Origin of the sequence: Tenacibaculum sp. XPcli2-G, assembly GCF_024124505.1 — a bacterium.
In the GTDB taxonomy this organism is placed as follows: Bacteria; Bacteroidota; Bacteroidia; order Flavobacteriales; family Flavobacteriaceae; genus Polaribacter; species Polaribacter mesophilus.
In genome coordinates this window covers 301,675-320,822 of the sequence record NZ_JAMXSH010000004.1, presented here as the reverse complement: position 1 = coordinate 320,822, position 19,148 = coordinate 301,675, and the positions used below count along the sequence as shown (strand labels likewise).

Annotated in this window: 18 protein-coding genes; 6 read left to right on the top strand and 12 right to left on the bottom strand. The window is 30.7% G+C overall.

Annotation, left to right across the window (positions count from 1 at the left end; genetic code table 11):
* Nucleotides 1-154: 154 nt before the first annotated feature.
* The 4 genes from NH341_RS12400 to katG form a co-directional block, all read right to left on the bottom strand.
* Nucleotides 155-358 carry a hypothetical protein gene (locus NH341_RS12400; RefSeq protein ID WP_047790069.1) on the bottom strand — a complete coding sequence of 68 codons (204 nt, stop codon included), beginning with the start codon at nt 356-358 and terminating at the stop codon, nt 155-157.
* Nucleotides 342-704, bottom strand: coding sequence for a phage holin family protein (locus tag NH341_RS12395; RefSeq protein ID WP_159493717.1), 363 nt, complete (start codon nt 702-704; stop codon nt 342-344). The genes NH341_RS12400 and NH341_RS12395 overlap by 17 nt, the downstream gene beginning before the upstream one ends.
* The gene (locus NH341_RS12390; RefSeq protein ID WP_047790071.1) at nt 704-1,063 is read right to left on the bottom strand and encodes a YtxH domain-containing protein; all 360 of its coding nucleotides are present in this window, start codon (nt 1,061-1,063) and stop codon (nt 704-706) included. The genes NH341_RS12395 and NH341_RS12390 overlap by 1 nt, the downstream gene beginning before the upstream one ends.
* A 211-nt stretch (nt 1,064-1,274) precedes the next feature.
* A complete protein-coding gene (gene katG, locus NH341_RS12385) occupies nt 1,275-3,467 on the bottom strand; it encodes a catalase/peroxidase HPI (RefSeq protein ID WP_253057077.1) in 2,193 nt (730 codons plus the stop codon).
* A gap of 288 nt (nt 3,468-3,755) precedes the next feature.
* Here katG and NH341_RS12380 point away from each other — a divergent pair, with 288 nt between their 5' ends.
* From NH341_RS12380 to NH341_RS12370, 3 genes are all read left to right on the top strand, one after another.
* The gene (locus NH341_RS12380) at nt 3,756-4,397 is read left to right on the top strand and encodes a peroxiredoxin (protein WP_047790073.1); all 642 of its coding nucleotides are present in this window, start codon (nt 3,756-3,758) and stop codon (nt 4,395-4,397) included.
* A gap of 92 nt (nt 4,398-4,489) precedes the next feature.
* A complete protein-coding gene (locus tag NH341_RS12375) occupies nt 4,490-4,798 on the top strand; it encodes a co-chaperone YbbN (RefSeq protein ID WP_047790074.1) in 309 nt (102 codons plus the stop codon).
* A gap of 2 nt (nt 4,799-4,800) precedes the next feature.
* On the top strand, nt 4,801-5,058 hold the full coding sequence (locus NH341_RS12370) for a hypothetical protein (protein WP_047790075.1): 258 nt from the start codon (nt 4,801-4,803) through the stop codon (nt 5,056-5,058).
* Between the two features lie 61 nt (nt 5,059-5,119).
* On the opposite strand, the gene NH341_RS12365 is transcribed toward NH341_RS12370, so the two are convergent.
* Nucleotides 5,120-6,013 carry a LysR family transcriptional regulator gene (locus NH341_RS12365; protein WP_253057076.1) on the bottom strand — a complete coding sequence of 298 codons (894 nt, stop codon included), beginning with the start codon at nt 6,011-6,013 and terminating at the stop codon, nt 5,120-5,122.
* Between the two features lie 109 nt (nt 6,014-6,122).
* Between NH341_RS12365 and NH341_RS12360 the strand changes: the two genes are divergently transcribed.
* Complete coding sequence (locus tag NH341_RS12360; protein ID WP_159613818.1) at nt 6,123-6,746, top strand: LysE family translocator; 624 nt, start codon at nt 6,123-6,125, stop codon at nt 6,744-6,746.
* Between the two features lie 45 nt (nt 6,747-6,791).
* On the opposite strand, the gene NH341_RS12355 is transcribed toward NH341_RS12360, so the two are convergent.
* The 5 genes from NH341_RS12355 to NH341_RS12335 all read right to left on the bottom strand — a co-directional run bounded on the left by NH341_RS12355 (nt 6,792) and on the right by NH341_RS12335 (nt 11,268).
* Nucleotides 6,792-8,144: a TrkH family potassium uptake protein gene (locus NH341_RS12355; protein ID WP_073184557.1), complete on the bottom strand. Its 1,353-nt coding sequence runs from the start codon at nt 8,142-8,144 to the stop codon at nt 6,792-6,794.
* Nucleotides 8,145-8,332: 188 nt separating this feature from the next.
* A complete protein-coding gene (locus tag NH341_RS12350) occupies nt 8,333-8,833 on the bottom strand; it encodes a cupin domain-containing protein (protein WP_047790079.1) in 501 nt (166 codons plus the stop codon).
* Nucleotides 8,811-8,984 carry a hypothetical protein gene (locus NH341_RS12345; RefSeq protein WP_164505159.1) on the bottom strand — a complete coding sequence of 58 codons (174 nt, stop codon included), beginning with the start codon at nt 8,982-8,984 and terminating at the stop codon, nt 8,811-8,813. Before NH341_RS12345 ends, NH341_RS12350 begins: the two co-directional genes overlap by 23 nt.
* Nucleotides 8,977-10,572 carry a sodium:solute symporter gene (locus NH341_RS12340; protein ID WP_167714199.1) on the bottom strand — a complete coding sequence of 532 codons (1,596 nt, stop codon included), beginning with the start codon at nt 10,570-10,572 and terminating at the stop codon, nt 8,977-8,979. The genes NH341_RS12345 and NH341_RS12340 overlap by 8 nt, the downstream gene beginning before the upstream one ends.
* A 63-nt stretch (nt 10,573-10,635) precedes the next feature.
* Nucleotides 10,636-11,268, bottom strand: coding sequence for an NAD(P)H-dependent oxidoreductase (locus NH341_RS12335; RefSeq protein ID WP_167714198.1), 633 nt, complete (start codon nt 11,266-11,268; stop codon nt 10,636-10,638).
* 213 nt (nt 11,269-11,481) lie between these two features.
* Between NH341_RS12335 and NH341_RS12330 the strand changes: the two genes are divergently transcribed.
* A complete protein-coding gene (locus tag NH341_RS12330; RefSeq protein WP_167714197.1) occupies nt 11,482-12,753 on the top strand; it encodes a DUF2851 family protein in 1,272 nt (423 codons plus the stop codon).
* Nucleotides 12,754-12,817: 64 nt separating this feature from the next.
* Nucleotides 12,818-13,588, top strand: a complete 771-nt coding sequence (locus NH341_RS12325) for an SH3 domain-containing protein (RefSeq protein WP_167714196.1) — start codon at nt 12,818-12,820, stop codon at nt 13,586-13,588.
* 81 nt (nt 13,589-13,669) lie between these two features.
* Here the strand turns inward: NH341_RS12325 and NH341_RS12320 are convergent, their stop codons facing one another.
* Together NH341_RS12320 and NH341_RS12315 are read right to left on the bottom strand one after the other, a co-directional pair.
* Nucleotides 13,670-16,123, bottom strand: a complete 2,454-nt coding sequence (locus NH341_RS12320; RefSeq protein WP_253057075.1) for a thiamine pyrophosphate-dependent enzyme — start codon at nt 16,121-16,123, stop codon at nt 13,670-13,672.
* 117 nt (nt 16,124-16,240) lie between these two features.
* Entirely contained in the window at nt 16,241-19,063 is a 2,823-nt protein-coding gene (locus tag NH341_RS12315; protein ID WP_253057073.1) for an aminopeptidase, read from the bottom strand.
* Nucleotides 19,064-19,148 lie beyond the last annotated feature (85 nt).

Sequence of the window (19,148 nt, the reverse complement as noted above, 5' to 3'; positions counted from 1 at the left end):
TAAATATGAAGCAATATTGAGTACGTAATGAGTAAAGCTTATAATTAAAAAACCATCTGAAGAAGATGGCTTTTTAATTATAAGAGGAAAGAAGTTATATGTCTTACACCTAAATTAAAGCTTTGTAGCTATTCAAGATTGAGTTAAAAAAAGATTATTTTAAAAATTTCCTAGCTAAAGTATATATTCCAAACTTACCAACTGTTTCAAATATAGTTTGAAACCAATTCCCCACAGATAAATCTTCTTTAAATTGTTCTTTTACAAGTTTAATTTCTTCTAAAGAAATATCTCTTTTAAGCTTCAGTAATTTTAGTTCTTTAGTTATTTCTTTACTATTATTATAGGTTTTCTTCATCGTCAAAATACTTTTTAGATAAATTTTTAATTACAAAATTCTCTACATTTGTTCTCATACTATATGCTATTAAAGCGAAAATTATAAAAAGTAAAGCTACTAACAAGTATCCTAAAACAACATTGTTTAAATAATTACCTATGGTTGCCGATATTGTTACAGCCAAAAAAACAAAAGCAATAAGTAGGAATATACCTATAATAGCAAAATTGAAAATCATGCTTAAAGAAGAGGTTAGTATATAAAATACTTTTAATTTAAAGTATTCTTCAGAATTCTTTATAAAGCTTTCGCCTTTTTCAATTGCTTTTTCAGAGTTGGTATGTATTGATTTGAATATCGACATTATTTAGTTTGTAATTTTTTGTTTTTAGCCTTTAATACTTTTAGTTTTTGTTCTAATTGGGTTATAACATCTTCAGCTTTATAGCTAGCATCAGTTACAATAGTTTCTAATTTTTCTTCTAATGAGTTTGTTTTGCTGCTAAGAGATTCAGCCACATTATTTTTTAAGCTTTCAGCTTTATGCTTAACTTCTTCTTTAAGGTGTGTTGCTTCTGAAGTAATAGTGTCTCTTGCAGAGGCTGCTCCGTCTGCTATTTTTTTTCGTGTATTACTCCCTTTGTCAGGGGCAAATAATATACCTAATCCTGCTCCTACAGCTACTCCTGCTAATAAGCCTAAAATACTTTTATCGTTGCTCATAATATATTTGTTTTTTAATTATTAAATGATTTCTGTAACAAAAATACTTTGATAGCTGATGTTTCTTTAGCTCAATAAATTTAAATGTTAACTCAATTGCTATTAATGACTTATGAGGAAGAAAGAGGGAGTGGTGATTAAAGTGTAAAAAAATAAGCTAGATTCTTTAATTAAAAAAATCTAGCTTAAAATATTATCATTTAGTTGTGATTTATACTACATCAAACCTGTCTGCATTCATTACTTTAGTCCAGGCAGTTACAAAATCTTTCACAAACTTTTTCTTGTTGTCGTCTTGTGCGTATACTTCTGCATACGAACGAAGAATAGAGTTAGAACCAAATATCAAATCCACTCGTGTAGCTGTCCACTTAGTGTTTCCTGTCTTACGATCAACAATATTGTATAAGTTTTCCCCTGAAGGCTTCCATGAGTATTTCATGTCGGTAAGATTAACAAAGAAGTCGTTACTTAACACACCTTCATTTTCTGTAAATACACCATGTTTAGTTCCTCCGTAGTTAGTTCCTAGCACACGCATTCCCCCAACTAGAACAGTCATTTCAGGAGCGGTTAACCCCATAAGTTGTGTTCTGTCTAATAATAATTCTTCAGGTTTTACTACATAATCTTTCTTTTGCCAATTTCTGTATCCGTCATGTAGAGGCTCTAAAACATCAAAAGATTCAGTATCTGTCATTTCAGCGGTTGCATCACCTCTTCCAGGGGTAAAAGGAACTTTAATGTCAACACCACCATCTTTAGCAGCTTTTTCAATAGCAGCACTACCTCCTAAAACAATCAAATCAGCAATACTAACTTTTTTACTTAAACTAGCTTGAATTTCAGCAAGCTTATCTAATACTCTTTTTAGTCTTGTAGGTTCATTTCCTTCCCAGTCTTTCTGAGGAGCTAAACGAATGCGTGCTCCATTAGCACCACCTCTAAAGTCTGATCCTCTATAAGTTCTAGCACTATCCCAAGCAGTATTGATAAGTTCAGTACGAGTAAGTCCACTGTTTAACAGTTTTTCTTTTAATTCTTCAACTTCAGTATCGTTTAAAGTATAGTCTACAGTAGGAACAGGATCTTGCCATATAAGTGTTTCTGTTGGAGCATCAACCCCTAAATAACGTGTATTAGGGCCCAAATCACGATGTGTTAGTTTAAACCAAGCACGTGCAAAGGTGTCAGCAAAATAGGCTGGATCTTTATAGAACTTTTCAGATATTTTTCTGTATTCAGGGTCCATTTTCATTGCCATATCCGCATCAGTCATTATTGGGTTTCTTTTAATGTTCGGATTGTGAGCATCTACAGGTTTATCTGCCTCATCAATATTAACAGGTTCCCATTGCCAAGCACCAGCAGGACTCTTTGTTAATTCCCAATCATGATTTAACAACAAATGAAAGTACGTATGGTTCCATCTATCGGGGGTAGTTGTCCAAGCTCCTTCCAAACCACTAGTAACAGTATCTGCAGCATTTCCATTCCCTTTAGGGTTTATCCAGCCAAAGCCTTGATCTTGAACTTCTGCACCTTCAGGGCTTTCACCTAAGGCTCCTGCGTCACCATTACCGTGTGCTTTTCCTACAGTGTGTCCACCAGCAGTTAAAGCAACGGTTTCTTCATCATTCATTGCCATGCGCTTAAAGGTTTCTCTTACGTCTTTTGCGGTTTTTAAAGGATCGGGTTTTCCGTCAACCCCTTCAGGGTTTACATAAATTAATCCCATCATTACAGCAGCTAATGGGTTTTCTAAGTCTCTGTCTCCAGAATATCGAGAACCTTTACTCCCTGTTGGCGCTAACCATTCTTTTTCAGATCCCCAATAAATATCTTTCTCAGGATGCCAAATATCTTCACGTCCGCCGGCAAAACCAAAAGTTTTGAAGCCCATTGATTCATAAGCCATATTACCAGCTAAAATTATAAGATCTGCCCAAGATAGTTTGTTTCCGTATTTTTTCTTGATAGGCCATAACAATCGTCTTGCTTTATCTAAATTACCATTATCAGGCCAACTATTTAATGGAGCGAAGCGTTGGTTGCCTGTATTACTACCACCTCTACCATCAGCAACTCTATAGGTACCAGCAGCATGCCACGCCATACGAATCATTAAACCACCATAATGTCCCCAGTCGGCAGGCCACCAATCTTGACTATCGGTCATTAAGTCTTTAAGGTCATTTTTAACTGCTTCTAAATCTAATTTTTTAAATTCTTCAGCATAATTAAAATTACTGTCTAAAGGATTGGTTTTGGTATCGTGTTGATGTAGTATATCTAAGTTTAATGATTTTGGCCACCACTCCATGATGTTATCATGTATTTCTGTGTTTGCACCTTGTGAAAAAGGGCATTTACCTTTCGAAGAATGTGAGTTTGTGTTTTTCATTTTATTATAATTTAATAGGTTAGAATAGGGCAAAGCTACTATAAAACAGTGAATAATTTTTATCTATATTTTTTATTTTAAAATAACAAATAACTATAGTTTTTGTTTTTGTGATTTATAATGTGTTGAAATATAAAGGTATATTTTTTTTAGTGATTTAAAAATATGTTAACTATTGGTTATAGTTATAGTGAAATAAAAAAATATTTTTAGATTCACACTTTAAATGAGAAGAAACAAAATACATTTGTGCCTGTAAAAAAATATTAATCAATAAAAAACTATAAAATGGCTACAGCAGTAGGAAAAAAATTTCCAAGTTTAAACGTAGATGCAATGAACGAAATGGGTGACACGTTTAAGTTAAATGTATTAGAAGAAGCAGTTAAAAACAAGAAAAAAGTGTTGTTGTTTTGGTATCCGAAAGACTTTACTTTCGTTTGTCCAACTGAGTTACATGCTTTTCAAGCTGCATTACCAGAATTTGAAAAAAGAAATACCATTGTAATTGGAGCTTCTTGCGATACTCCTGAAGTACACTTTGCTTGGTTAAACCAATCTAAGGATAATGGAGGTATTGAAGGTGTTACTTACCCATTATTAGCTGATAGTAATCGTAATTTATCATCTATTTTAGGTATCTTAGACATCTCTAACGAGGTTTATGATGAAGCTACAGGAACTGTACAGGTTGAAGGAGATAATGTAACTTATAGAGCTACATATTTAATAGATGAAGAAGGAACTGTTTTTCATGAAGGAATAAACCATATGCCAGTTGGTCGTAATGTAAATGAATATTTACGTTTAGTAGATGCTTATACTCACGTACAAGAAAAAGGTGAGGTATGTCCTGCAAACTGGGAAGAAGGTAAAGAAGCAATGCAAGCTAATGCAAAAGCAACAGCAGAATATTTAGCAGCAAACTAATTAGACATAATTAAAGAAAGGAAACAAGTTCGTGTGAGATAAGTGAAGGGGTCGAGCACGAGCTCCTTTCGAAATGGATAATAATTAAAGAAATGGTACAAGAATTAAGTCAAGACAATTTATCTGAAGTTGTTGCAGGTAATAAAAAAGTTGTAGTTCAGTTTTCAGCTTCATGGTGTGGTAACTGCCGTATTATGAAACCTAAATTTAAAAAGTTGTCTTCTGAGAATGAAGATATGGTTTTTGTAATAGCTGATGCCGAAAAATTTCCAGAGAGTAGAAAACTTGCTGATGTGAGTAACTTGCCTACTTTTGCTACTTATATTGATGGAAAATTAGTAAATCAAACTCAAACCAATAAGTTTGATGTATTGAAGGATTTAGTAAATGAAGTAGCTTAGTTATGAAATTACCAGTAATTAAACATTTAACTTCATTTATTGAAGAAAATGACCAAGATTATGTACTAGAAACTATTGAGACGCTTGAAGCTTTAACAGAGGTTCCATCGTTAAAAGATGAAGAGCTAGACGTTATAGGAGAGTTAATCTCTAATATGTACGGAGCAATTGAAGTTAATAAAATGATTAAAGATGGAACACCTAAAAAAGAAGCGTTAAATAATTTTATGAAACGTGTTTTAGGTTCAATTGATAAATAGTTACTTGTACGTATACAAATAAACAAAAACCTGAACATTTTCTAATGTTCAGGTTTTTGTTTTATACAAACTTTCGGTTGTAGTTTTTGCCTAATTTTACAGAATATTCAATAACACTTTTAATTACTTTTCTATGGTCGTTCTTGCGCCAATTGATATATAATTCTGTGCTTTCGGGTAGTGTAATAAACCGTATGTTTGTATTTAAAGAAAACTGATATGAGTAAGGTAAAATAGATATTCCTAAACCTCTACCAATTAAGTTTAATATCATACTCCCAAAATCAGATTCAATATGAGTTTGAGGTTCAAAACCATAAGTGTTAAAAATATTGCGTAGTAATGAGGAAAAATAAGTAGTATGATGTAAACCAGAAAGGATAAATTTTTCGTCTTTTACGTCTCTTAAATCAACAAAAGAATCTTCTGTTATCCAATGATCTTTTGGAACCACAAGGCAAACGGGTTCAGCATACAATCTTTCAGATAAAATAGAAGCATTTAGAACTTCATTTCTGCTAAAAGCAAAATCTATTTGATAACTAGAAAGTAATTTTTCAAGTGTAATATCAGTAGGCTCCATAAGTTCTACTTTTAAATCTGGTTTCTCTTCTGAAAATATTTTGAGTAATTCAGGTAAATAGTTGTAAGAGATAGAGCCAGGGTAGGCAATACTAACAAGTCCAGAAGAACCTTCATCAATTTTTTTAGCATGTTGATGTGTACGATCGAACTCGTCTAATAGAGCATCCCATTTTTTTTTAAGGAATACACCAGCTTCAGTAAGTTTTACATTTCTTTTATCCCGCTCAAATAAAGTAATGCCTAATTCTTCTTCTAAAGATTGAATTTGCCTACTTAATGACGATTGAGAGGTGTAAACTTTTTCTGCTGTTTTCCAAAAATGTAATTCTTCTGCTAGAATTAAAAAATATCGAATCTGTTGAATAGTCATTTTAATGCGTTTTTTGCATTAATCAGTCAAAAATAAGTATTTTTTAATAAAGAGAACTGCTGTTGCTTTGCATAAAAAACTTTGTAATCATTTTTAAAGAAGTAACGAAATGGGAATTGAGAATTTTATAGCATTTTTAGTAGCAACTATTCTTTTTGTTTTGACACCAGGAATAGAAACCGTCTTTTTAATTAATAAGTCAATTAGCCAAGGAAGAAGATCTGGTGTATATACTAGTTTTGGTTTAAACACTGGGGCTCTAGTACATACTTTGTTTGGAGCATTAGGTTTGTCGATTATGGTAGCTAAATCAGCAATATTCTTTGCATTGATTAAATATTTAGGAGCAGCTTATTTAATTTATTTAGGTGTAACAAAAGTGATGTCAAAAAAAGGGCTGATTGCTAATACAAACGAAGAACAAAAGAAAAATTCAGCAAAAAGCAGTTTTACATCAGGGTTTGTAACAAATATATTAAATCCGAAAGTTGCATTATTCTTTATAGCGTTCTTTCCGCAGTTTATAAGCCCAACAGAGATAGAAAATCCAGTTCCTTTTATAATAATGGGAGTAATTTATGCGGTAATGACTACCATTTGGTACTTGGTTTTAACATCGTTTGCTGGGATATTTTCAACTAAGATTAAAGAGAATGAAAAAATAGGGGTAAGGTTAAATAAAATTTCAGGTGTAATATTTGTATTGATGGGCTTACAGATAGCGTTTATGTAAAATTATAAACCGATAGCGATTATTATTTCGCTATCGGTTAAAAAACTATACGGCTAAATCGTCAGATTTTATTTTTTCTAATTCGTTTTGTTTCTGTTGTAATAAAGCAAAACCAAAAGTTAAAACACCAACTCTTCCTATGAACATTAGAATAATTATGAGGAATTTGCCTAGGTTTGATAAGTCTCCAGTAATTCCAGTACTTAATCCAACGGTGCCAAGAGCAGAAGCAACTTCAAACAATATTTTATCAAAAGAGAAGCTTTCACTATATGAAAGTAAAAAAGAGAATAAAAAAATTAAACTGGTATATAACATAAAAGTAGAGGTTGCTATGTAAATTCTATCAAAAGGTATAATCCTGTTTAAAAACGTAATCTTTTTTTGTCCTAATAATCTACTTTTTAATATAGAAATCATTGCTGTTAAAGTTGTGATTTTCATTCCTCCAGCTGTTCCAGATGGTGATGCACCTATGTACATTAAAAAAGTAAGTAGTAATAATATTGGTAAAGAAAAACCACCAATAGGTACAGTATTAAAACCAACTGTTGTCATTGCAGACATTGTTTGAAAAAAAGAAGTCATTAACGAATGGTTGGAGTTTAGGTTTAAAGAAGGTTCTGATAGGTACGTAAGTAATGTTCCTGAAAGTAATAAGAATATAAATCCGTAGACAATAATTTTTGTTGTGAAGGATATTTCTTTAGTCTTTCCAGAAAGACGATACCATAAATCGGTAACAACAATAAAACCTAAAGAACCTGCTATAGCTAAAATAGAGATTGTTGTATTTATAAAAACGTTATCGTGGTATTCTTCAAAGCCATTGTTGAATAAACCAAAACCCGCAGTGCAAAAAGATGAAACGCTATGGAAAATAGCAAACCAAATGGCTTTTAAGTTTTGCATACCAGAATTGGTAAAAGCAATATAAAACAGTATAACTCCAATAGTTTCCATAATTAAAGTAAAGACAATAACACTTTTAATAAAATCTTTTATTTTAATACTATTAGGTAACGTAAATTCTGTTCCTAATAATTTACTATGCCAATGCGTTATTTTTTTTGTGATAAATAACAAGTAGTAGGTTGTTAGTGTCATGTAGCCAATTCCACCAATTTGTATGAGCATCATTATAATAAACTGTCCGAAGAAATTATAGGAATCAAAAATACTGATAGTAACTAGCCCTGTAGTTGATATTGCTGATGTTGAGATAAATAGATTGTCTAAAAAAGATACATCTGCTTTATGAAACAGAGGAATTGATAGTAAAATAAAACCGATAAAGGTATATAAGAAGAATCCCCAAACTAAATTCATTTGAGGTGTTTTGCTAATTTGGAATTTTTTATACCAAATAGATAGCTTTTTGTATGTATTATTTTTCATTTTTTTTTAAGTAAAATAACGGCTAAGTATTTCGTTACTTTTATAATTGAAGTTTTTTTTAGTATCTGTAGATAGGTAATACTAAGTAACAAATTTAATCAATTAATAGATGAAAAGGAAATGTAAAAGAATCTTACTTCTTATACACTATATAGTAGATTTGTATATAGGTAGTGAGGAAGAATTATTTAAAAATGTGTTAGTTTAGTTATGATTTCTTTATGTTGTGGGAATAGTTGTATTAACTCTTCTCTTTTAGGTAAAACAAAATCGTTGAAGTCAAACCCAGGAGCAACAGTACAACCAGTAAAAGCATATGAGTTTTCTTTACTAACTTCAGCAGCAAACCAGTAACCAGCCGGAACTACAAATTGTGGTTGCTCATCATTTTCTATATTATTTCCAATCAATACAAAAGAATAGTTTCCTTTGGGAGAAATCATATGTAGTTTTAAGGTACTTCCTTTATAAAAATGCCAAATTTCATCTTGATTGATTTTATGAAAGGCAGAAAATTTTTCAGAAGTTAATAAAAAATAAATACAAGTACTGTAATTTCTATCACCTACAAAGTTAGAATTTAAGTGTTTGTTTTTAATAATTCCGTTGCTTCTGTATGTTTCTTTATAAAAACCACCTTCAGGATGTTCCGTTAAGTCAAACTTTTTAATTATTTGTTGAGCTGTCATTTTCTTTTTGTTCGTTAACTTTTTTAATAATGGCTTTTAAACGTTCTTTGGTACGTTGTTTTTCCAAACGAAGTTTGTTTTCTTTCTGCTTCATTAAGCGTGTATGTTTCGCTTTGTTTACAGTATTTTTAGCTTTTCCTTTTTTAGGCATTATGCTTGCTTTTTAATCTAGAGATAATAATACTGAGCCAAGTAAAACCTAAAATTAGGAATAATATAGCTCTCCAGTCTTCAAATCCATTCAATATAGCTCTTAGAAAACCAAGAAGAGACATAATTATAGGCAGAATTGCTGATTTACTTTGTTTATTATTACTTATCAAAAGTAATCCTAAAAAAGTTAAGAATCCGTTTAATATTAATACAAAGAAACCAAAATCAAACCCAAACTTTTCCTTGCTATAAAAGCTAATAACATAGGTTAAAACCGGAGCCATTAAACAAATGATAGGAACTAACTTGTCTTTTATGTTTAATTTAGTAAACAGTCCGAAAGCATATAAACCTAGTAACGGCCCGTAAGTATAACCAGCAAATTGGAATATTTTAGCAATTACACTCTCATCAGCAATAAAATATTTAAAAATTAAGATAGTAGCCACTAAAATAAATGAAAACAGCACATGAATTTTCTTTCGTGTTTTTTCTCTTTCTTGCTCATTATCTTTTTTGTCAATTTCAAGAATATCAATACTAAAAGAAGTAGTTAACGAAGTTAAAGCACTATCAGCACTTGAGTATGCTGCTGCTATTAAACCGAGAAGGAAGAATAGGGAAGTAGCTATACCTAAATCACCACTCATAGCTATGGTAGGAAATAAGTTGTCTTTATGAGCGTTTAGTTCATTTACTGTAGCGTAATCAGTTAACAGGATTCCTAAAGCTAAGAAAAAGAAGTTAACAATAACGAGTACTATAGTAAACCAAAACATGTTTTTTTGAGCATCTTTTAAATTGCGGCAAGTCAAGTTTTTTTGCATCATGTCTTGATCTAAACCTGTCATCACAATTGAAATAAAAGCTCCTGAAAAGAATTGTTTCCAAAAATAGTTACCAGCCTTTACATCGTCAAAAAAGAAAGTTTTAGATAAGCTATTGTCTGTTACATACGAAAACAAATTATCAATTTGCATTTCATCTTTTATCATTACAATACAAACTCCAACAGCAATTAGCATAAACAACGTTTGTAAAGTGTCTGTCCATACAATAGTTTTTATGCCTCCTTTAAAAGTATATAGCCATATAAGTAAAATGGTAATTGTTACTGTTACCCAAAACGGAATTCCATAAGCATCAAACAAAATTAACTGTAATACATTTGCCACTAAAAACAAGCGAAAGGCAGCACCAATAGTTCTTGAAAGTAAGAAAAAAGAAGCCCCAGTTTTGTACGAATATCTACCAAAACGTCCTTCTAAATAGGTGTAAATTGAAGTTAAATTTAATCGGTAATAGAGTGGAAGTAGTACCAATCCAATAACGGCATAACCTAATACGTACCCTAGTACCATTTGCATATAACTCATTTTGTCACCTTCAACCCAACCAGGAACCGAAATAAAAGTAACTCCAGATAATGATGCTCCAATCATACCAAAGGCAACTAAATACCAAGGAGATGAGTTGTTTGCTTTAAAAAATGTTTGATTGTTTGCCGATTTACCTGTGATGTATGAGATAAGAATTAATACACCAAAATAGGCTAAAATAAGGAGTAGTATATGTAACGGTTGCATATAGTTAAATTATGAATTACGAATGTACTAAAATTATCAATCGTAATTCATAATTAGTGTTGTCTAAGAAAGCTCAATAACGACATCTTCTGTTTTTCTACGAACTTTTTTTAAGTCTTTCATGTAGTCATCTTCTGCTCTAAAACCAACAGGTAATACTAAAACTGATTGTAAGTTGTATTTATCTAATTCTAAAATTTCATCATATTTTTCAGGAACAAAACCTTCCATAGGGCAGCTGTCAATTTTTTCATTTGCAGCAACAGTCATTAAGTTTCCTAAAGCAATATATGCTTGGTTTTTCATCCAATGGAACAATACTTCAGGAGATTTATTCTCTATATCGTTAGTTAAAAACTCTTTGAAAGGATTTAAAATTTCATCGGGTGTGTTTCTTATGTCTTTTACTAATTTAAAATAGCTCTCAACATCTTTAGTAGTAAGTTCTTTTGGGGTACACAATACCAATAAATGAGAAGCCTGTGCAACTTGGTGTTGATTCCAAGAATGTGCCACCAATTGTTGTTGTAAATCTTTGTTTTTAACCACAACCATTTTTACAGGTTGTAATCCATAAGAAGTAGCAGTTAAATTAAATGCTTCTTTTAAAAGATTAATTTGTTCTTCGGAAAGAAATTTATGCTCGTCAAATTTTTTAACAGCGTAACGCCATTGTAAATTTTCTATACTATTCATGTGGTTTAATTTTTACTCGATAATTGAGAGTTAAAATACTTCAAGGTTTATCTCTAAATTAAAAACGTGCCCTTACATTGTTATCCTGTAAGTTTACCTATAGTAATTTATTTTGACAAAAATAGAAGAATAAAAAGTAGTCTAAAAATACTTCGAATAATTAATATTGATAGTATCATAAAAATATTTTGTACATTGAAAATAAAAAAATGTATGAAAGAAGAGTTCTTGCACTTTATTTGGCAGTATAAACTATTTAGCAAAGCAAATTTAATATCAGTAAAAGGAGAAATCGTTGAAGTATTAAACACAGGGAGTCATAATACGAATTCAGGACCTGATTTTTTGAATACAAAATTGAAGATTGATGGGCAGCTATGGGTTGGAAATGTTGAAATTCATATAAAGTCATCAGATTGGTATGCGCATCATCATGAAAAAGATGTGAATTATGATGCGGTTATTTTACATGTTGTGTGGGAATATGATTCTGATGTGTTTATGAAAAATAATCATCCATTACCAACGGTTGAATTACAAAAAATTGTTCAAGAAGATGTATTGGTAAATTATAGAAAATTGTTTTTAAAAGAACGACGATGGATTCCTTGTGAAAAGCAGATAGGAGAAATCAATTCTTTTTTATTAAATAACTGGTTAGAACGTTTGTATTTTGAACGATTAGAGAATAAATCGGTGGTAATAAAAGAGCTGCTACAAAAATCAAATAATGATTATGAAGCGGTGTTGTTTCAGTTATTAGCTAAGAATTTCGGATTGAAAGTTAATGGAACAGCTTTCCTAGAACTAGCACAATCGTTTGATTTTTCTGTGTTACGTAAAGTTCGATTTAACGAAGAGCAGCTATCTGCTTTATTGTTTGGACAGGCAGGTTTTTTAGCTGATGAAATAGAAGAGAGTTATTATAAGCAACTTAAAAATGAGTATGCTTATATAAAGCACAAATACAGGCTACAATCATTAATAAAACACCGTTTTCAATTTTTTAGAATGCGTCCCAATAACTTTCCTACGATTAGAATAGCGCAATTAGTGGCTTTATATAATAAATATGAAAGCTTATTCTCAAGGTTAATAGATGTAAATAAAATAGAGGGTTTTTATAATTTATTTACAGTTGAAGTAAATGAGTTTTGGAAAACTCATTATACGTTTGGTTCTGAGTCAAAAAAATCAGTTAAAATACTTACAAAATCATTTATTGACTTGTTGATTATTAATACAATTATTCCTTTAAAGTTTGTTTATGAACAAGCTAGAGGAGAGGTTAATGAAGAAAGTTTGTTAAAATTGATACAACAAATACACCCAGAAAAAAATTCAATTATAAATAAGTTTGATGAGTTAAAAATTAAAGCAAAAAATGCTTTTGAATCTCAGGCCTTATTAGAGTTGAAAAATAATTATTGCCAAAACAAAAAATGTTTAAGCTGTAATGTTGGGAATTTTATTTTAAACAAATAAGTAAATAAAGCATGTTAAATTATTTAATTAATAAATGATATATTTGCGTAAAAAATTTATAATAATGAAAAAAATATTAATTGCTATTGCATTAGTGTCTACTATTTGTATAGGTTGTAAAGACGACAAAAACTCAGAAAACAAAGTAGATACTTCAACAACTGAAAAATCTATTAGTGAAAAAGAAGAAAAGTCTACTTCAGCAATTTGTTTATTAGATAAATTATCTATTAGAGAAAGTGCTTCTGCAAAAGGGAAATGGATAACTTCTATTAGTTTAGGAGAAAAAGTAACCTTAACAGGAGAAGAAACTATAGATTCTGTTTCTAAGAAAGAGTATTACAAAGTAAAGTTGATTGACGGAAAAGAAGGATGGACTAGATCTACCTTTTTAGCTGTTAATGGTAAAGTGGGAGCTATGTTAGAAGAGGCAGTAGTTTACAAAAGGCCAGATTTACTTACTAAAACAGAAAAAAAGTACAGCGTTATGGATATTATTGCTGTGACTGAAACTCAAGGCGATTGGATTAAAGTTAAAGGAAAAAGATCTGAAGGGAAGTATATAGAAGAAGGTTGGGTAAAAACTTCTAATATTACAAATGATCAAGTTGATATAGCAACAGCTAAATTTGCAGGAATAGCAAATACTCAACCAACAATGACAGAAAGAATAAAGGCATTGAAAGATGTTATAAATAATTCAGATCTATCTTCTTCTAAGTTTATCCCAGTTATAGAGAATAAAATAGAAGATTACGAGTCAAAAAATCAGCCTTTAGATACGCAGGAAGCAGAAGCGGCTACTGAGGCGGTAGCAGAAAAAGCAGCTGAATAATTATATAAAAAAGCGAATAAAAAAACGATTTTAGAATATTCTAAAATCGTTTTTTTATTTTAATTATTTTAAAATTAATTATTAATACAAACTCTTGAATTTAGAAGGGTTTGCTTCGTTCATAATTTCGTATACTTTTTCAAAAATATCTTCTGCAGATGGTTTAGAGAAGTAATCTCCGTCGGTACCATAAGCAGGTCTATGTGCTTTTGCTGTTAATGTTTGTGGTTTACTATCTAAATGTCTATAACCATTTTGATTTTCAACAATTTCTTGTAATAAATAAGCTGAAGCTCCTCCAGGAACATCTTCGTCAACAACTAATAAACGATTTGTTTTAGCCACTGATTTAACTGTATCGTGATTAATATCAAAAGGTAATAAACTTTGAGCATCTACAATTTCTACATCTATACCTACTTGTGCTAAATCTTTAGCAGCTTCTTCAACAATTCGTAGGGTAGAACCATAAGAAACAATGGTGATATCGTTTCCTTCTTTGATAGTTTCAACAACACCAATTGGAGTTTTAAAATTTCCTAAGTTTGTTGGTAATTCTTCTTTTAAACGGTATCCGTTTAAACATTCTACGACTAAGGCAGGATCATCTCCTTCCAATAAAGTGTTATAGAACCCAGCGGCTTTAGTCATGTTACGAGGAACTAATACATGAATACCTCTAATATTGTTTATAATTCCACCCATTGGTGAACCTGAGTGCCAAATTCCTTCTAAACGATGCCCACGAGTACGGATAATTAAAGGAGCTTTTTGTTTACCAAACGTACGGTAACGTAACGTAGCTAAATCGTCACTCATAATTTGTAAAGCATACAGTAAATAATCTAAATATTGAATCTCAGCAATTGGGCGCAAACCACGCATTGCCATACCAATACCTTGACCTAAAATAGTCGCCTCACGAATTCCTGTGTCAGAAACACGTAACTCACCAAACTTTTCTTGTAAACCTTCTAACCCTTGATTAACATCACCTATATACCCAGCATCTTCCCCAAAAATTAACACTTCAGGGTGTTTTGCTAAAATAGCATCAAAGTTATCACGCATAATAATACGTGCATCTACCATATTTTTTTCAGAAGCATAGGTTGGAGCTTCGGCAGAAATATTTTCAGTAGCTAATTCAGTTTCACTTAATAAATGAGCTGAATATTTTACAGCAGCTTTATCAATTGAAGTTTTAATAAAGTTTTGAAGTGCAGTTTTTTCAGTGAAATCTTCATCTCTTAAGTAACGTAACGTTTTACGTGCTGCTACTAAAATATCTTTTCTTATAGGTTCAGCAATTGCCGCTAAATCGTTTTTGTATTTTGAAATGAAAGAACCGTTGTTACTTTTTTGTGCAATGGTATCTAACAAAGCAATAGCTTCGGCTACTTCTGCTTTTATTTCGTTTGTATATGCGCTCCAAGCATCACGTTTAGCTTTACTAACTTCTTTTTTCGCTTCTTTTTCAATATTGATTAAATCTTCTTCAGAATCAATAAATTTTAAAGTCTCTCCATCTTCATTTTCTAGTTCAAATTCTAAAATCCACTTACGCATTTGAGCAATACAATCAAACTCTTGTTCCCATTGTAAACGTTCTTTTGATTTGTAACGTTCGTGAGAACCTGAAGTAGAGTGTCCTTGAGGTTGTGTTAATTCTTTTACATGAATTAATACAGGTATATGTTGCTCTCTAGCAATTTTAGAAGCTTTGTTGTAAGTGTCAATTAACTGAACATAATCCCAACCATTCACTACGAAAATCTCATACCCACTACTTTCATTTTCACGTTGGAATCCTTTTAATATTTCTGAAATACTTTCTTTAGTAGTTTGGTGACGTGCATGAACTGAAATTCCGTACTCATCATCCCAAACATTCATTATCATTGGAACTTGTAAAACACCAGCAGCATTGATAGTTTCAAAAAACAATCCCTCACTTGTACTAGCATTACCAATAGTACCCCAAGCAACTTCGTTACCGTTGATTGAAAAGTTAGTATGCTTTTCTAAACCTTTAACATTTCTATAGATTTTAGATGCTTGTGCTAATCCTAATAAACGAGGCATTTGTCCTGCAGTAGGAGAGATATCTGATGATGAATTTTTTTGAGCGGTTAAATTTTTCCAGTTACCGTTTTCATCTAAAGAATGTGTTGCAAAATGTCCTCCCATTTGACGACCGGCAGACATAGGCTCAATATCAATATCAGTATGTGCGTATAATCCTGCAAAAAATTGTTGTGGAGTTAATTCTCCAATAGCCATCATAAAGGTTTGGTCACGATAATAACCTGATCTGAAATCTCCATTTTGAAAAGCTTTAGCCATAGCTAACTGTGGTACTTCTTTACCATCTCCAAAAATTCCAAATTTAGCTTTACCTGTTAAAACTTCTCTTCTTCCTAATAAACTACATTCTCGACTAATACGAGCAATTCTATAGTCCTTTAAAACTTCATTTTTAAAATCTTGAAAAGAAAGCTGTTGAGTATTAGCTATTTCGGTATTTTGCGTCATAATCATCTAATTTAGGTATGGTTACAAAGATAGTTTTTTTAGTTGATATTTAAAAATTTCAATATTCGTTGAATATTCTTCAAAAAAACAACTAAAATAAAGTAATTATTGAGATATTTATAATACACCTCTTCTAATAAAATTATAAATTCTATCAATATCTGTTGTAATGATGAATCTAATTTTTGAAGGATAGGCTCTTTTATTGATTTCAAAACCTTCATTGGTGTAAATAGGAAGATAAAATTCAAATATTTCAGGAAGGAAGTTTAATCGAATACCGTTTTCATAAAAAAACTTTGGAGAGGTATTTTTGTTTTTTAACATGGCAACGTCATTATAAATTTCTGCCCACTTCCATACGCTTACACTGGTATTAATAGATGTTATAAGCTGATTAGCAAAGTATGGTTCTTTAAATTTAGATTTAAAACCTCCTTGACCAACGACAAACTGCTGACTAAAGATACCTTCACTTTCTGAGCGACCAAATAAATTTTGCTCAAACAAGTAATCATTTCCGCGATTTAATCCAAAGCTAAAGTAATTTCCTTCTGTTTTGTTTGATAAGAAGAGTCCACCAAAAAATCGGACTTCAAAACTTTCATTAGCAGTAAAGAACTTTCTATAACGAAAATCGGTTGAAATTTTACTGAAACTAGAGTTTATTTCAAGGTTAGCAGCATACTGTATTCTGCGTATAGCATCAAATTTGTTGTTGATATAGCGAAGGTTAAAAATATTATACTTGTCTTGATCACTCTGAGTATTGTTAGGTGCAACTTCTTTATTAATACTAACGATTCGAGCTATTAAGAATTTTGAACCTATATCGCGGAGTGTATTTCTTCTAAATTGAAAATTAATAAATGGACTTAAAGTATTATATCCTAGCTCAGGTGCGTAATGAAAGTTACTTCCTGAAATTCCATATCGTATTTTATAAATCTTAGAGTCTCTTAAAAAATGATTATATGCTACAGAAAAAGATCCTGTAAAGTTTCTACTTTTTAGACTATAGTTTGGGGTCAAACTAAATTGAAAGTTGTGATTAACTAGTGATCTATTATTTATATTTACTCCAAGTATTAAACCATCGTATAGATTATACTTAATGTCAGGATAATAAAATAACTGATTATAATAGGGGTTTTCAAAATCTTTAAAAAAACGAAATTGGAGAGGCTTGCTTATAAAGCTATTATTTACATTTCTAAAATTGTTAAGAGAGTTAAATTCAGGATAGTTGTTTTCATAGTTTAAAGCTAGTTTATTGAAGTCGCCTCTTTTAATTTTAACTGTTTTGGTAGAGTCTATATTAGTAATCCAAGTTTTAAATTTTATATCTTTATTTTGGATGCCATATAGTGCAACAGGAGCTTTAAACGTTCTTTTATTTTTAATTGTAACAATTAGAGAGTCTTTATTTTTGGTATAAGCTACCTTTTTTATTTTGTAATCAATTTTTTTATCGGTAGTAAGATAATCTCCAAAGAACCATAGCAAATCTTTTGAAGTGTTTTTTTGAAGTATATGAGCAAAGTATTTACTACTTGAGGGCTTTAATTGATTTTGAATATAAAATTCTTTTACTGATTTTTTTAAAATACTATCGCCTACAAAATCGTGTAAATACTTAATACCTAAACCTGCTTTGTATTTACTAACAACTTTTCTGTTAAAATTAGAAAGAGAATCACTAGAGGTTATTAAAGATTGATCGTAAAATTTTCGAGAGCTAAACTGATATACTAGAGGGTATTTATCATTCTGCTTTAATTGAGCAATGTTATATGTTTTTATTGGCCAATACTTAGAGTATTTTCCTAGAAAAGTAATTTCAGGATAGTATTTTTTTACATACTCCATCATTAAAAAAGTTTGCAAGCCATCAGTAAGCCAATAATCTTTTCTTGGGTTTTGAATAATAATATCGTCGAAATATTTCTGAGTAAGAGCTTTAAAGAACCCAGTTTCCCATCTAAAGTTTTTAGGGAAAGGTTTCAACCAGCTTGGAAGCCCATAAATTTCATGTAATGAATTTTTATTAATAGTTCGAGAATCTACAAAAATTTCAGGGTGAGGGTGTTTACCTATAAAGTTTTCTATAAATTGTATTTGTTTATTTATAATTTTGGTAGTCTCTTCATTCGTGATTTTTTTAAGGTAGGCATCAGTTTTAATTTCTTTATCCTTTAGCTTAAAAGATTTAAAAGTTTTAACAGTGTCAATATGGAGTATAATATCCTTTTTTTGGGCGCCAACTAAATAATAGTTTGTATAGCTATTGTGTTCAGTTTTATATTGATACAAATTACTTTCAATATGATAATTCTTAGGAATATCTATAGAAATAGAGTAATTAGAGAGCTCCTCGTATAGATCGTCTAAATTTAAGTTACTCATCAGTTGCCATTTTTTATCATATACGGCAGGAGTTAGATACCAAAAACGTAAATGGTATCCAGTTTTTGTTTTTCCATATCCTGTATATTTTGCATTTGGAATTTTTACAGAATATGAGGTACGTATTATTAAGCTGTCTTTTGGTTTTAAAGGTTTGTTGAGTAGTACTTTAATAATATCTTGTTGATTTTTATTCTCTTTGAATGAAACTTGTTTAAAGTTTACAGTTAAGTTTTTTATTTTACTGTAGCCTCTATCTTTTTCTTTTGAAAAGTAAAAGTTTTTTTTGTAATCTTCAATAAACCGTTTTGCTAAGGGAGTATCATCGTTTTTATAACCATTTGCCCAGTTATGTAAAAAAATATAATCTAGATTAGAAGAAGAGTGATTGTAAAAAGTTGTTTTTTGTAGAATATGAATAACATCGTTGTCTATATCTAATTTAGCTTTTATTTCAACAGAGTTTTCTTGTGCTACTATTTTAAAGCAATACAAGATGGAAGTACATACTAAAAGGAGTATTTTCTGTTTCAATATTATATAAGGTGAGTTTAAAAGTTTTACAGAAAACATTTAAGTTTCATAAACTTTGTGAAAATAAAAAAGCTCGTTGTATTTA